At 67.0% G+C, this 14,359-nt stretch carries 10 protein-coding genes; 4 read left to right on the forward strand and 6 right to left on the reverse strand.

The window, feature by feature from the left end; translation table 11 throughout:
• Positions 1-20: 20 nt before the first annotated feature.
• The 3 genes from PMI02_RS23810 to PMI02_RS23820 form a co-directional block, all read right to left on the reverse strand.
• The gene (locus PMI02_RS23810) at positions 21-716 is read right to left on the reverse strand and encodes an alpha/beta fold hydrolase (protein ID WP_007687858.1); all 696 of its coding nucleotides are present in this window, start codon (positions 714-716) and stop codon (positions 21-23) included.
• Entirely contained in the window at positions 713-2,047 is a 1,335-nt protein-coding gene (gene miaB, locus PMI02_RS23815) for a tRNA (N6-isopentenyl adenosine(37)-C2)-methylthiotransferase MiaB (RefSeq protein ID WP_036505266.1), read from the reverse strand. The genes PMI02_RS23810 and miaB overlap by 4 nt, the downstream gene beginning before the upstream one ends.
• Positions 2,048-2,189: 142 nt before the next feature.
• Positions 2,190-2,489, reverse strand: coding sequence for a GIY-YIG nuclease family protein (locus PMI02_RS23820; RefSeq protein ID WP_007687862.1), 300 nt, complete (start codon positions 2,487-2,489; stop codon positions 2,190-2,192).
• A 536-nt stretch (positions 2,490-3,025) separates the two neighbouring features.
• Between PMI02_RS23820 and argS the strand changes: the two genes are divergently transcribed.
• Complete coding sequence (gene argS, locus PMI02_RS23825) at positions 3,026-4,771, forward strand: arginine--tRNA ligase (RefSeq protein ID WP_007687866.1); 1,746 nt, start codon at positions 3,026-3,028, stop codon at positions 4,769-4,771.
• Positions 4,772-4,774: 3 nt separating this feature from the next.
• Positions 4,775-5,584, forward strand: coding sequence for an SPOR domain-containing protein (locus PMI02_RS23830; protein WP_007687868.1), 810 nt, complete (start codon positions 4,775-4,777; stop codon positions 5,582-5,584).
• A gap of 152 nt (positions 5,585-5,736) precedes the next feature.
• Here PMI02_RS23830 and PMI02_RS23835 read toward each other — a convergent pair whose 3' ends face one another.
• The 3 genes from PMI02_RS23835 to gyrB all read right to left on the reverse strand — a co-directional run bounded on the left by PMI02_RS23835 (position 5,737) and on the right by gyrB (position 11,298).
• Entirely contained in the window at positions 5,737-6,918 is a 1,182-nt protein-coding gene (locus PMI02_RS23835; protein ID WP_007687869.1) for a pyridoxal phosphate-dependent aminotransferase, read from the reverse strand.
• Positions 6,919-7,087: 169 nt separating this feature from the next.
• The gene (locus PMI02_RS23840; RefSeq protein WP_157222671.1) at positions 7,088-8,707 is read right to left on the reverse strand and encodes a hypothetical protein; all 1,620 of its coding nucleotides are present in this window, start codon (positions 8,705-8,707) and stop codon (positions 7,088-7,090) included.
• Between the two features lie 35 nt (positions 8,708-8,742).
• Positions 8,743-11,298, reverse strand: coding sequence for a DNA topoisomerase (ATP-hydrolyzing) subunit B (gyrB, locus tag PMI02_RS23845; protein ID WP_036505307.1), 2,556 nt, complete (start codon positions 11,296-11,298; stop codon positions 8,743-8,745).
• 1,078 nt (positions 11,299-12,376) lie between these two features.
• Between gyrB and guaA the strand changes: the two genes are divergently transcribed.
• Both guaA and PMI02_RS23855 read left to right on the forward strand, forming a co-directional pair.
• The gene (guaA, locus tag PMI02_RS23850) at positions 12,377-13,936 is read left to right on the forward strand and encodes a glutamine-hydrolyzing GMP synthase (RefSeq protein WP_007687872.1); all 1,560 of its coding nucleotides are present in this window, start codon (positions 12,377-12,379) and stop codon (positions 13,934-13,936) included.
• Complete coding sequence (locus PMI02_RS23855; protein WP_007687873.1) at positions 13,927-14,352, forward strand: GNAT family acetyltransferase; 426 nt, start codon at positions 13,927-13,929, stop codon at positions 14,350-14,352. The genes guaA and PMI02_RS23855 overlap by 10 nt, the downstream gene beginning before the upstream one ends.
• Positions 14,353-14,359: the final 7 nt, after the last annotated feature.

Consider the following 14,359-nt stretch of genomic DNA (forward strand, 5'->3'; position numbering starts at 1 on the left):
CGCTCCGGGGCCGTCTTTCGTCAGGAGGCAAGCCATTCGCGCAGCGCGGCGTTGACGGCTTCGGGCTGCTCCATCGTCACCATGTGACCGCAGCGCTCGATCTTGCGCAGCACCGCGCCGGGGATGGCAGCAGCGATTTCCTCGGCATAGCGGGGCGGGGTGGTGCGGTCCTGCGCGCCCACGAGCACCAGCGCCGGCACGCCGATCGCCGCGAGGCCGGGCAAGGCGTCGGGCCGGCCGATGATCGCCGCCTGCTGCCGCTCGAAGGCATCGATGCCCACCCGTAGCGCCATCGCCACCACCGCTTCGCCCAGGGCGGGATCGGCGTCCGGATGGACCAGCAGGCCGAGGCTGCCGCGCAGCACTGTCTCGAACCCGCGCTCGCGCGCGGTGCGCACCGCGGCCCGGCGCACGGCGGCGCGGCCCGCGTCATCGGCCCCGGCGTTGGTGTCGAGCAGCGCGAGGCGGGTGACCCGCTCCGGCGCGCGGGCCGCGACTGCCATCGCCACGTAGCCCCCCATCGAAAACCCGGCGAGGGCGAAAAGCTCGGGCGCCGTGTCCAGCAGGCGCTGGGCCATGGCGGCGATGCTGTCGTCGCTCAGCGTATCGGCGATCGTCATCGTCGCCGCGCCGGAAAGCCCCTCCATCTGCGCGCGCCAGACTTCGGCGTCGCAGGTCAGGCCGGGGACGAGGACGAGCGGTTCTGGTCCGTTCACGCCGCCAACATCGCCAGCGGCACCGCGCCCAGGCTTGTGAGGGCGCTGCTGGTGATCTCGACGGAGACGATCTGCCCGATCTCGGCATCCGCGCTGAAATGGACCGACTGCAGCCACGGCGACTTGCCCACCCACTGCCCGGGCAGCTTGCCCTTGCGCTCGACCAGCACTTCGCAGGTCTTGCCGACAGCGCGGGCGTTGAAGGCGAGACTGTCGCGCATGAGCGCGGCCTGGAGCCGGGTGAGGCGCTCGCTCATGACCTCGGCCGGGACCTGCCCGTCCATCGTCGCCGCCGGGGTGCCGGGGCGGGGCGAGTATTTGAAACTGAAGCACTGCGCGTAGCGGGCCGCGTCGACCACGTTCAGCGTCTCCTCGAACTCGGCGTCGGTTTCGCCGGGGAAGCCGACGATGAAGTCGCCCGACAGCGCGATGTCGGGCCGCGCCGCGCGGAAGCGCTCGAGGATGGCGAGGTAGCTGTCGACCGTGTGGCTGCGGTTCATCGCCTTCAGCACGCGGTCGCTCCCCGCCTGCACGGGCAGGTGGAGGAAAGGCATCAGCTTGGGCGTGTCGCCGTGCGCGTCGATGAGGCCCTGCGTCATGTCGTTCGGGTGGCTGGTGGTGTAGCGGATGCGGGCAAGGTCGGGGATCGCCGCCAGGTCGCGGATCAGGCCTTCGAGGCCGACGCTATGCCCCTTGGCGTTCTCGCCGGTCCAGGCGTTGACGTTCTGCCCCAGCAGCGTGATCTCGCGCGCGCCGGCATCGACGAGGCGCTTCGCCTCTTCGACCAGCGCGGCGTGCGGGCGCGAGACTTCGGCGCCGCGCGTATAGGGCACCACGCAGTAGGTGCAGAACTTGTCGCAGCCTTCCTGCACGGTGAGGAACGCGCTCGGTCCGGACTTGCGGCGGCGGGGCAGGGCATCGAACTTGGTCTGCGCCGGCATGTCGGTATCGGTGACGCGGCGGCCTTCGCCGGCCTCGCGGATCATCTCGGGCAGGCGGTGGTAGGCCTGCGGGCCGACGACCATCTTCACGGCGGGCGCGCGGCGCATGATCTCGCTGCCCTCGGCCTGCGCGACGCAGCCGGCGACCGCGATCAGCGGGCTGGAGCCGTCCGCGCGGCGCAGGCGGCCGATGTCGGAATAGACCTTCTCGGCGGCCTTCTCGCGGATGTGGCAGGTGTTGAGCACGACGAGATCGGCATCCTCGCCCTCGGGCGCGGGCGCGATACCCTGCTCGGCCAGCAGCTCAGCCATGCGCTCGCCGTCGTAGACGTTCATCTGGCAGCCGAAGCTCTTGACCCGGTAGGTCTGGGGGGCGGTGATGGTGGGCATGGCGGGCCCGTTACCGGAAAACGGGCGGTTTTGACAGGGGGTGAGACTCTCCTTTCCCGTCATCCATCCTCCACCGCACCGACTTCTTCAGCGTCACTCCAACCCTTACCGTCATCCCAGCGAAGGCTGGGATCGCCCTCGCTCACACCAGACGCTCGAAGATATCGCTCCAATCGGGATTGCCGGCTTCGATGAGCCGTACCTTCCAGTCCCGCTTCCACGCCTTGAGGGCCTTTTCCCGCCGGATCGCTGCCACAATCTCGGCGTGCGGCTCCGCCAGCACCAGCCGGGTCCAACCGTATTTCCGGCAGAAGGCGGAGCCAGTTCCCGCACGGTGCTGCGCCATTCGGGCGGCTAGATCACTGGTCACGCCGATATAGAGCACGCCGTGTGGTTTGTTGGTGAGGATGTACGTCCAGCCGCCCATGACGACAGGGTACATGGTGAGGAAAGCGATCCCAGCCTTCGCTGGGATGACGACAGGATTTTAATGGCGGTCATCGTTTTCCTACATACCCCGGCCCGCGTTACGCTCGCCGCCATGACCACGCCGCGACCCCGCTCCGCCCGCCGTCCCAACGCCCAGTACCGCTGGACCCGGGACAAGGCGCTCGCCTTCCTGCATGCGCTTGCTCGCGGGGCCACGGTTGCCGAAGCCGCGCGGGGGGTGGGGATGAGCCGGCAGTCGGCCTATTACCTGCGCGCGCGGCTGGGTGAGGGCTTCGCGGAAGTCTGGGACGAGGGGCGGGCGCTTGGTGCGCAAGTTGACACCCGGGTGCCCGCGCAAGTTGACACATCCCGTGCGCAAGTTGACGCCTCCGGTGCCCAAGTTGACACTTTGGGCCGCAAGTTGACACCCGGACGGGTTCATACGCCGCAAGTTGACACCGTTTTGCCCCAGGACCGTGTAAACGGTGTAAACCCGGTGTCGCCTTGCGCCTGTTCCCCTTTGCCCACAGTTCGGCTATCCGCGCCCGCATGAGCAAGACGCAGACCCTTTACGCCGCCTTCACCGGGCACCTCCACGCCGCGCTCGATGCGCTGGAAGCAGCAGGCACGCTGCCGGCGGGCCTGAAGCGAGGGGCGATCACGGTGGAGCCGCCGCGCGATACCGCGCACGGCGACCTGTCGACCAACGCGGCGATGGTGCTGGCCAAGCCCGCCGGCCTGAAGCCCCGCGACCTTGCCGAGGCGCTGGTCGCCGAACTGTCGAAGCTCGATTCGGTGACCTCGGCCGAGATCGCCGGACCCGGATTCATCAACCTGCGCCTGTCGCCCGCCGCGTGGCTCGCCGAACTGCGCACTATCGCCGACCTCGGCGCCGACTACGGGCGCTCGGTCATGGGCGGCGGCACCACCGTGAACATCGAATATGTCTCGGCCAACCCGACCGGGCCGATGCACATGGGCCACTGCCGCGGCGCCGTGGTGGGCGACGCGCTGGCCAGCCTGCTGGAGTTCGCGGGCCACAAGGTCATCCGCGAATACTACGTCAACGACGCCGGCGGGCAGGTACAGGTGCTCGCCCGCTCGGCGCACCTGCGCTACCGCGAGGCGCTCGGCGAGGACGTCGGCGCGATCCCCGAGGGGCTGTACCCGGGCGACTACCTCGTGCCCGTCGGCCAGAGCCTCGCCGCCGAGTTCGGCGACCGGTACGCCGCCGCGCCCGAATCGGAATGGCTGGCGCTGTTCCAGAAGAAGGCCGTCGCCGCGATGCTGGTGATGATCCGCGAGGATCTCGCGCTGCTGGGCATCCACCACGACCTGTTCAGTTCCGAAGCCGAACTCCAGGCCTCGGGCAAGCCCGACGAGGCGGAAGCCTGGCTGCGCGCGCGTGACCTCGTCTACGACGGTGTGCTCGAGGCGCCCAAAGGCAAGACGCTCGACGACTGGGAAGCGGTGGAACTGCCGCTGTTCCGCTCGACCCGGTTCGGCGACGACCAGGATCGCCCGATCAAGAAGTCGGACGGCACCTGGACCTATTTCGGCGCCGACCTCGCCTACCACTTCCAGAAGGCCCGGAACGCCGATGCCCTCGTCGACATCTGGGGCGCGGACCACGCAGGCACCGTCAAGCGCATCAAGGCCGCCGTCGCCGCGATGACCGGTGCGGATGGCGACGCCACCCCGTTCGAGATCAAGCTCGTCCAGATGGTGCAGCTGCTGCGCAACGGCGAGCCGGTGAAGATGTCCAAGCGCTCGGGCAACTTCGTGACGCTTGCCGAGGTCGTCACCGAAGTGGGCAAGGACGTGGTGCGTTTCACCATGCTGACCCGCAAGCCCGAGGCGCAGATGGACTTCGACTTCGCCAAGGTGGTCGAAGCCTCGAAGGACAACCCGGTGTTCTACGTCCAGTACGCCAATGCCCGCGTCCACTCGACGCTGCGCAAGGGCGCGGAAGCAGGCTTCGCGCCGTCCGGCGACAACGTCGAACTGCTCGGCGAGGAGGAACTGGAGCTGGTGAAGCTGGCCGCGCAGTTCCCGCGCATCGTCGAAGCCGCCGCCTCCGCACGCGAAGCGCACCGCATCGCCTTCTTCCTCGGCGACCTGGCGGCAGCGTTCCATGGCTACTGGAACCTGGGTAACGACCGGGTGGACAAGCGCTTTATTAACGTGGCTGATGGTAAGCTTACGGAAGCGCGGCTTTTCCTGGCCGCGCAGATCGGGCAACTTGTCCGTAACGGGCTGGCCTTGCTCGGTGTCGAGGCGGTGGAGGAAATGTAGGTTATGGCGGGCGCTGACGAAGGTTACTTCCCCCGGCCGGCGAAGAAGAACCCCGTCTTCGGCGACGGGTCTCCGACGACGCCGTACTTCGAGCCGCATGGCGAGGCCGGCGTTGCGCCGCCTTTCCAGACCGGTTTTGAGGAGCCGGGCAGGCTCGACATGGGCGAAGAGGAGGTCCGCCTCCCCTGGCTCGAAGGCGACGACGAGGAGCTTGAGGACGAGAAGCCCGGCATGGGCCAGGGCCTGCTGCTGGCGGGTCTCGGCGTGGTCGCGCTCGCCCTGATCGCGGCGGCCGTTTTCTGGGTCATCAATAGCCGGCCCGAACAGGTGCTGGTCGCCGATGGCGGCGTGATCGCCGCGCCCAAGGAGCCCTACAAGGTCAAGCCCGAGAACCCGGGCGGCGAAGTCGTCGCCGGCACCGGGGACACCAGTTTCGCCGTCGCCGAGGGCCAGTCGCGCGCCCCGCAGATCGACGGCAGCGCCAAGACGCCGGGACCGGGCTTCGAAACGATGGCACCGCCGTCCGCCAGGCCCGAAGCCAAGCCCTCCGCCGCGGCGCTTGCCGCTGCGCCGGTCGGCGGCGTCGGTGTGCAGGTCGGCGCCTATGCCTCGCGCGAGCAGGCGGAGGCGGGCTGGGTCACGCTCAAATCGCAGTATGAACCGCTCGGCAGCGTCAGCCACCGCATCGTCCAGGGCCAGGCCGACATCGGTACCGTCTACCGCCTCCAGGCCGTCCCCGGCGACGCCGCCGCCGCGCGTTCGCTGTGCTCGGGCATGAAGGCGGCGGGCATGAGCTGCCAGGTCAAGAACTGAGGCGCCGAATCGATACGTCGTCCCTGGCTCCACCGGGGATCGCCGGCGAGGCCGAGCCACCTCGCGTCTGAACAGGGCGCGGTAGGCGCCCACGGCGAGCTATCGCCTCGACAGGGCCCCCGTCCGCGCGTTCGCGGGGACGAGGTGAGGCCTCAGGCCGTCAGTATCCGATCAAGCGCCAGCCGGAACTTCTGCATGTCCTCGCCCGAACCCACGGTGATCCGGGACATCGCCGGCAGCGCGGTCCACGAGCGGCCGATCTGTACGCCCTGCGCGAGGAACGCCGCCGTCATCTCCTTCGGAGTGGCGGTCTTCCATTCGACCATGAACATGTTGGCGCGGCTGCCGCGCACCGTTTTCAGCCCGCGCCGGGTAAGGTGGGCGATGGTCTCGTCACGGACGGAAACCATCTGCGCGCGCCGCGCCGAAATCTGGTCGGCGAGCGGTAGCGAGGCGGTGGCACAGGCGACGGCGGTCATCGGCAGCATCTCGGTCACCAGCGGGCCGTCGTAGCGCATCATCCGCTCGTGCAGCGCCTTCGCCGCGAAGGTCAGACCGAGACGCATGCCGGCCATGCCGAACAGTTTCGAGAAGGTGCGCATGACGATCACGTCGTCGCGGGTCGCCGCCAGCTTCGCGGCGCTGGGCGCGCCGGCGAAGTGGATGTACGCCTCGTCGACGAGGATCACCGCGTCCTTCGGCTTGTTTTCGGCCAACCAGGCGATGTCCCCGACCGGCGTCAGCGTACCCGTGGGGTTGTTGGGCGAGCAGACGTAGTAGAGCCCCGCGCTGGGATCGGCGGTGAGCATGGCGCGCACGTCGTGGCTGTTGTCTGGCGTGAGCGGGACTTTCGACACTTTCGCGCCGAGCCATTCTCCGGTCATCCAGATCGGCTCGAAGGTCGGGTCCGCCGTTACGATGCCGCGCGTGGGCGAGGCGAAGCTCACTGCGCTGCGGCAGAGCGGGTCGCTCGATCCCGGCCAGGCGAGGATGCGGTCGGCGGGAATGCCCTCGACCGCGGCGACAGCGGCGAACAGCTTTGCGCGGTCGGCGTCGGGTTCATAGCGGTTACTCTGTGCGATCGCCCGCATCGCCGCGTCGGCCCCGACGGGGAAGGGGCCTGTCCAGCACTCGTTCGATTCGAGACGGACCATGCCCGGCACCGGGCGTGGTGCCTGCGCGATGGCGGGCGCTGCCTGCGCTACCGCGATGCCGCCGCCGAGCAGCGCTGCGATCCGCCCGAAATCGCGCCTGTTGTAGCCGCGCGAAACGAGTTCCTCCCCGGCCTCATCCGCTACCAGACGATCTTCGATGCGCGTTTGCTGCCGATCCATGCCGATGTCCCCTGCTACGACGAAAAGCGACGCCCATGCTTCGCCCCGTTTGGCTCGACGCATGCCCTCCCGGCGTGAAAGAGCGAGATGTCGCGCCCTTCCCTGTTCGCGGCCATAATGCACCAGCAATCGCGCCGGGCAAGGGGGTGTCGGGGTAAGCGAATGCCTCTCAGAGTGCGCGGGGCAGCACGTTGAAGATCCGTATCCCGCCGGCCCGTTCTATCGCTGCCCGCACATCGGGGCGGGCGAGCAGGCTCGCATCGGCGGCGAGGTCCGGGCTGGGCGGTATGTTAGCGGGCCAGTCTTCATATGTGCTCAGGTCGCGGAGCGCGTCGCCGCGCTCCTCGGGATTGTCGAGACGCGCGATGATGGACGCGGCCGCGCCGTCGAGGTCGCCCATGCACAGTTGTATCGCCACCAGGTTGCTGGGCTCGTCTTGCCGGTGCGCCAGAGCGTATGCGAAATCCTGCGCGGCGATGTCCGCCTTGCCCGTCCGCTTTGCCGCGCAGCCATGTATGCGGCGATAGACCATCTTGCCGTAAGGACTCGACCCCGCACCCAGCGCCGTTTCCTGACCGGCGAGCGTATCGAGCGCGTCCTGCGGCTTGCCGAGCCGAAGCTGCAGGGAGGCGAGGTTGAGCAACTGGCTTACGTTGAAATTCCCATGTTCGCCGACCTTCATCCCCGATTTCAGCGCCGCCACTGCGTCGTCGTAGCGGCCCAGGTGCGCATAAGTGGAGGCCAGTTCGTCCCACCACCAGTTGAGCTTGGCCGCTCGGTCCGTGAACATCGGAGCGAGCGATCCTTCCGGCGCCGCCGACAGCAGTAACGCCAGCGCCTTGTCCGGCTCGTTTATCGCGCGGTGGGCCTCGGCCTGGGCGATGACCAGCGCGAGCAGGCTCGGCCTTTCCGCACTCAACCGTTCGAGGTGCGCGATCTCGCGGCGTGTCGCGGCCCGCATGTCGTAGTCCGGGGGGACCGCGAAGCGCAGCGCCGGGTCGAGGCTGGCGGTGATGAGGGCCACATGGCTGCTCAGGCGGTCGACCTGTGCCTGTGCGCCGGCACGGTCGCCGGAGATCGCAAGCCGCCGCGCGTTGTCGAGGAACATGTATTCGAAGCCGGGATCGTAGCGGGCTGCAACGAAAGCCGGGTCGCTGACGAAGGCCAGGAGGCGGTCGCGGGCGGCGGCGCCAGACGGCATCCCCTTGAGGCGGCGGTTCAGCGCGTGGAGCCACGTCACCTCGAGGCGGCTCAGCGCGCCCGGTATGCCACGTTGCAGCTTTTCGAGCGTGGAGACTGCGTCGGCAGGGTTGGCGGAGTAGATTTCGATGCGCAGGCGCGCGATCCAGAATTCCGCCGGGGCGGCCGGCAGCGTGGTGGCAGCGCGAATATGCAGCAGCGCCTCGTCAAAACGGCTGGTCTGCGCTTCGCACAGGCTCGCCATGAAGAGCGCGGAACTCCGGGTCCGATCGGGAAGGGATGGAAACTCGCGGCCCGTGATAATGGGGGAAAGGTTGCCGAGTACACTGGCGCAATCGCCACGACGAAACGCCTGCTGGGCCTGAGCCAGTGCCGTGTTCAGGATTGCGCCTGGATCTGCCCGCACGGCCCCTCCCGAAGGCGATGCGATCACCGCGAGTTGGGCCATGATCAATTGCGCAAGCAACAGCCTGCGTCCCCCGGACTTCCGGCCCGTTCCCGTCTTCATTATTGCCCCTTGCCTTCGCGCATCCGAACAGATGGAGGCGCGCGAGGGCAAGGTAGCGAAGCAAATCGCCGTCGTCAGCAAGGAGCCGATTAAATCTCGGTCAGAGATGAAGTGCCTCAGACGTCGAGGTTGGCGACGTTCAGCGCGTTTTCCTGGATGAAGTCGCGGCGCGGCTCGACGATGTCGCCCATCAGGCGGGTGAAGATCTCGTCGGTGACGTCGGCGTCTTCCACCTTCACCTGCAGCAGGATGCGATTGTCGGGGTCGAGCGTGGTTTCCCAGAGCTGGTCGGCGTTCATCTCGCCCAGCCCCTTGTAGCGCGCGATAGAGAGGCCTTTGCGGCCAGCGGCGAGCACCAGTTCGAGGAGCTGGCTGGGGCGGGTGATCGCATCGTCGCCCTTGGTCAGGCGCACGGGTGCGGCTTCGGTCGCGGCGTTCTCGTCGTCGGCCTCGCCGGCTTCGGTGGGCTCGGGCTCGCTCGTTTCGGCGGCGGCAGTGGCGCGCACGAAGCGGGCGCTACCGGAGTATACCTCGGCGTTTTCAGCCACGAGCCGCGCGAGCTTGCGGGCTTCCGCGCTGGTGAGGAAGGCGGCCTCGATCTTGTGGTGGTCGGTGACGCCGCGCCACAGGCGCTCGATCTCGACGTTGCCGTCCTCGGTGAGGGCTGCGCTCCAGCGGGCCTCGGTGTCCCCGCGCTGCAGCCAGGCGGCGGTCTCGGCCAGCGCGGTGCGGCGGGCTGCGGGCTCGATGTCGGCCTCGAGCGCGCCGGAAAGGGCCAGCGCCTCGATCAGCACGGGGTCGTAGCGGCGTGGCACGAAGGCCATCAGGTTGCGCATGCGGATCGCATGCTCGACCAGGTTTTCCAGGTCCTTGCCTGAACGCGCGCCGCCCGAGCTTTCCAGCACGCGGCCGTTGGTGCCCGCCTCGACCAGGTAGCGGTCGAGCGCGGCGGCGTCCTTGAGGTAGACTTCCGAGCGGCCTTTCGCGACCTTGAACAGCGGCGGCTGGGCGATGAACAGGTGACCGGAGCGGATGATCTCGGGCATCTGGCGGTGGAAGAACGTCAGCAGCAGGGTGCGGATGTGCGCGCCGTCGACGTCTGCGTCGGTCATGATGACGATCTTGTGGTAGCGCAGCTTGTCGAGGTTGAAGTCGTCGCGGATTCCAGTGCCCATGGCCTGGATCAGCGTGCCGACTTCCTTCGACGAGATGATGCGGTCGAAGCGCGCGCGCTCGACGTTGAGGATTTTGCCCTTGAGCGGCAGGATCGCCTGCGTCTTGCGGTCACGGCCCTGCTTGGCGGAGCCGCCTGCGGAGTCGCCCTCGACTAGGAACAGTTCACACTTGCTGGGATCGCGCTCCTGGCAGTCGGCCAGCTTGCCCGGCAGCGAGGCGATGTCCATCGCGCCCTTGCGGCGGGTCAGTTCGCGGGCACGCTTGGCGGCTTCGCGCGCGGCGGCGGCGTCGATGATCTTCTGGACGATCGACTTCGCGTGGCCGGGGTTTTCCTCCAGCCACTCGTTCATGCGGTCGGCCATGAGGCTTTCCAGCGGCTGGCGCACTTCGGAGCTGACCAGCTTGTCCTTCGTCTGCGACGAGAACTTGGGATCGGGCAGCTTGACTGAGACGATCGCGGTGAGACCCTCGCGCATGTCGTCGCCGGTGAGCGTGACCTTCTCCTTCTTCAGAAGGCCCGTCTTCTCGGAATAGTTGTTCAGCGTGCGGGTCAGCGCCGCGCGGAAGGCGGCAAGGTGGGTGCCGCCGTCACGCTGCGGGATATTGTTGGTGAAGCACAGGACGTTCTCGTAGTACGAATCGTTCCACTCCAGCGCCACGTCGATGCCGACGCCGTCGCGCTCGGATGAGATCGCGATCGGTTCGGCCAGGAGCGGTGTCTTGTTGCGGTCGAGGTACTTCACGAAGGCGGCGATGCCGCCTTCGTAGAACAGGTCGTGCTCCTTGGTTTCCTCGTGGCGCTTGTCGCGCAGGAGGATGCGCACGCCGGAGTTCAGGAACGCGAGTTCGCGGTAGCGATGCTCGAGCTTGTCGAAATCGAACTCGAGGACGTTCTTGAAGGTGTCGTTCGAGGCGAGGAAGGTCACGCGGGTGCCCTTCTTGAAGCCATTGTCGTCCGGGTTCTGCTCGACCTTGGGAGCGGGGCCGGTGACGACGAGCGGCGACACGGCATCGCCGTGCGCGAACTTCATCCAGTGCTCCTCGCCGTCGCGCCAGATCTTGAGTTCGAGCCATTCGGACAGCGCGTTGACCACCGAAACGCCGACGCCGTGGAGGCCGCCCGAGACCTTGTAGGCGTTATCGTCGCTGGTGTTCTCGAACTTACCGCCGGCGTGGAGCTGGGTCATGATGACCTCGGCGGCGGAGACACCTTCCTCGGCATGGATGCCGGTGGGAATGCCGCGCCCGTTGTCTTCGACCGAGACCGAGCCGTCGGGGTTGAGTTCGATCAGCACCAGGTCGCAATGACCGGCAAGTGCTTCGTCAATGGCGTTGTCCGAGACTTCGAACACCATGTGGTGCAGGCCTGAGCCGTCGTCGGTGTCGCCAATGTACATGCCGGGACGCTTGCGGACCGCGTCGAGGCCCTTGAGCACCTTGATGGAATCGGCGCCGTAGGCGTTCTGGTTCTTGCCGTTCTGGGTATCGCTAGACATGTCGAGCATATAGGGTTTGCGGCCCCGTAACCCAAGCGAAACCGGCGCGGGGGCGGGGGTTTTCCACAAGGGTGGCGAGGTAGGGCCGGCCGGTGCGAGGTGGATCCTGCACCGCGGCGCGGATGGCCGGCAGTTTGCATCCAAATTATATTCGATCCGGATCAATTTACCGCGTCGGGAGCGCCGGTCGTCCCGAACGGGCAGGTGAGCGAGGAGCCCCCCAGCGGGTCGGGCTTTCGAAGGTCAGATTCGAAAACAGATGCGAGTGTCCGTCCTTTGTCAGTTCATCAAGCCCACCTCTGGGGTATCAAAGCCGCCCAGGAGGGTATCCCCATCTCTTGCAACCCCTATCGCAATCCCCAGTCCCGCGCGGCGTGGGAAGCGGGTCACCGCAAGGATATCTTCGCAGAACGGATGAACCGTCCTAGCTTTGGCTTGGAATGACGTGGGAAGACCCTTGCGCCAAACGCAAAAGGGCGGCCTCGCGGCCGCCCTTCTCGTGGGTGTCGGTTCGCCCCTGTTTGACAGGCCCCTGTCGGAGCCCTGAAATCAGGCCAGCGTGAGCGCGAACGCGAGGGCGCTGGCGCCCAAGGCTGCGGCAAAACCGAACGTCCGGTGGACGAGGGTCATAATATGCTCCTGCAAGATTGTTTTGTTTTATCGCAGGCACGGCTCGCTTCGTCGCTCGTGCTGCGATTTGCCAGATAGGGCGGCGCGAAATTTATGCAAATTCGAAAGTAACAATGTTGCTTGCGTGTTTTGCAACTCCTCGGCGATATCTGGCTGCTTCAGGCGAGGGTGGCGGCAAACGCCATCGCGAAAGCGCTGAGCTCGGCCGTGAAACCGAAGGATTTTCGATAAAGCTCATGACGGGTCTCCTTTTGATGGGAGGCCCAAAGCGCTGGGCAAAACGGCACTCCCTCTACGATGGTTAAGCCAACCTTGCTTAGTAATTTAAGTAATATCTCATGAAACATTAAAACCAAGCTAGCTTAGCTATCAGAAAACCGCCTACCGGAACTGCCCGATGAGCCCCTCCGGGCTGGACAGAAAACGCGCGCGCGACTAGTGGCCCGCCATGAATATCCAGTCCTCCGAATCCGTCCTGATCGTCGACTTCGGCAGCCAGGTGACCCAGCTCATCGCGCGCCGCGTGCGCGAGGCCGGCGTCTACTCCGAGATCGCCCCCTTCAACGCCGCCGAAGACGCCTTCAAGCGCATGAACCCGGTGGGGATCATCCTCTCGGGCTCGCCTGCCTCGGTGCTCGACGAGGGCGGCCCGCGCATTCCCGACGTCATCCTCGAAAGCGGCCGCCCGATACTGGGCATCTGCTACGGCCAGCAGGCTCTGATGCATCAGGGCGGCGGCGAAGTGACCGGCGGCGACGGCGGCGAATTCGGCCGCGCCTTCATCGAGATCGAAGACGAGTGCGCGCTGTTCAACGGCCTGTGGAACGTCGGCGAGACGCATCAGGTGTGGATGAGCCACGGCGATAAGGTGACCAGCCTCGCCCCCGGCTTCCGCCCCGTCGCATCCAGCCCGGGCGCGCCTTTCGCGGTTATCGCGAACGACGAGAAGCGCATCTACGCGATGCAGTTCCACCCCGAGGTCGTCCACACGCCCGACGGCGGCAAGCTGCTCAAGAACTTCGTCCGACACGTCTGCGGCATGTCCGGCGACTGGACGATGGCGGAGTTCCGCAAGACGAAGATCGCCGAAATCCGCGAGCAGGTCGGCGACAACCGGGTGATCTGCGGCCTGTCAGGCGGCGTCGACTCGGCGGTTGCGGCCGTGCTCATCCATGAGGCGATCGGCGACCAGCTTACCTGCGTCTTCGTCGACCATGGCCTGATGCGCATGGGCGAGGCCGAGCAGGTGGTGTCGCTGTTCCGCGGCCACTACCATATCCCGCTCGTCCACGTGGATGCCTCGACCCTGTTCCTCAAGGGACTGGAAGGCGTCACCGACCCCGAGGCCAAGCGCAAGTTCATCGGCAAGACCTTCATCGACGTCTTCGAGGACGAGGCGAAGAAGATCGGCGGCGCGCAGTTCCTCGCACAGGGCACGCTCTACCCGGACGTGATCGAATCGGTCAGCTTCACCGGCGGTCCTTCCGTGACGATCAAGAGCCACCACAACGTCGGCGGGTTGCCCGAGCGCATGGACATGAAGCTGGTCGAGCCGCTGCGCGAGCTGTTCAAGGACGAAGTGCGCGAACTCGGCCGCGAGCTGGGCCTGCCCGACGTCTTCGTCGGCCGGCACCCGTTCCCGGGGCCGGGCCTCGCCATCCGCATCCCCGGCGAAGTCAGCCGCGAGCGCTGCGACATCCTGCGCAAGGCCGACGCGGTCTACCTCGAGGAAATCCGCAACGCGGGTCTCTACGATGCGATCTGGCAGGCGTTCGCCGTGCTGCTCCCGGTGAAGACCGTGGGCGTCATGGGCGACAGCCGCACTTACGACAGCGTCTGCGGCCTGCGCGCCGTCACCTCGACCGACGGCATGACCGCCGACATCTACCCCTTCGACGCGGCGTTCCTGTCGCGCGTCGCGACCCGCATCATCAATGAGGTCAAGGGCATCAACCGCGTGGTCTACGACTACACCAGCAAGCCCCCCGGCACGATCGAGTGGGAATAAGCGTCGCGCCCGCCAGCGGCCAGGATCGCGATGCCATCGTCGCGATCTGGGGCGAGGCGGGGCTGACGCGGCCTTGGAACGATCCGGTGGCCGACTTCGATCTCGCTTTGGCGAGCCCTGCTTCGGCGGTGCTGGCGGCGCGCGACGGCGGAGTGCTGGTCGGCAGTGTGATGGTCGGGTTCGACGGCCACCGCGGGTGGGTCTACTACCTCGCGGTCTCGCCTTCGCGGCAGGGCGCGGGTATCGGGCGCCTGCTGATGCGCGAAAGCGAACATTGGCTCAGCGCGCGCGGCTGCCCCAAGATCCAACTCATGGTGCGTGGTGACAATGCCGGCGCACGTGGATTCTACGCCGCGCTCGGCTACGAAGTCCAGGATGTCGTCACCATCGGCCGGCGGTTGGACGGCGCGGCATAGTTGCTCG

It is taken from the genome of Novosphingobium sp. AP12, assembly GCF_000281975.1.
Taxonomy (GTDB): domain Bacteria; phylum Pseudomonadota; class Alphaproteobacteria; order Sphingomonadales; family Sphingomonadaceae; genus Novosphingobium.

Excerpts from the sequence above, each read along its gene's own strand:
- gyrB (WP_036505307.1), bottom strand. The coding sequence starts at position 11,298 with ATGTCTAGCGATACCCAGAACGGCAAGAACCAGAACGCCTACGGCGCC.
- guaA (WP_007687872.1), top strand. The coding sequence starts at position 12,377 with ATGAATATCCAGTCCTCCGAATCCGTCCTGATCGTCGACTTCGGCAGC.
- argS (WP_007687866.1), top strand. The coding sequence starts at position 3,026 with ATGAGCAAGACGCAGACCCTTTACGCCGCCTTCACCGGGCACCTCCAC.
- PMI02_RS23835 (WP_007687869.1), bottom strand. The coding sequence starts at position 6,918 with ATGGATCGGCAGCAAACGCGCATCGAAGATCGTCTGGTAGCGGATGAG.
- miaB (WP_036505266.1), bottom strand. The coding sequence starts at position 2,047 with ATGCCCACCATCACCGCCCCCCAGACCTACCGGGTCAAGAGCTTCGGC.
- PMI02_RS23830 (WP_007687868.1), top strand. The coding sequence starts at position 4,775 with ATGGCGGGCGCTGACGAAGGTTACTTCCCCCGGCCGGCGAAGAAGAAC.
- PMI02_RS23820 (WP_007687862.1), bottom strand. The coding sequence starts at position 2,489 with ATGTACCCTGTCGTCATGGGCGGCTGGACGTACATCCTCACCAACAAA.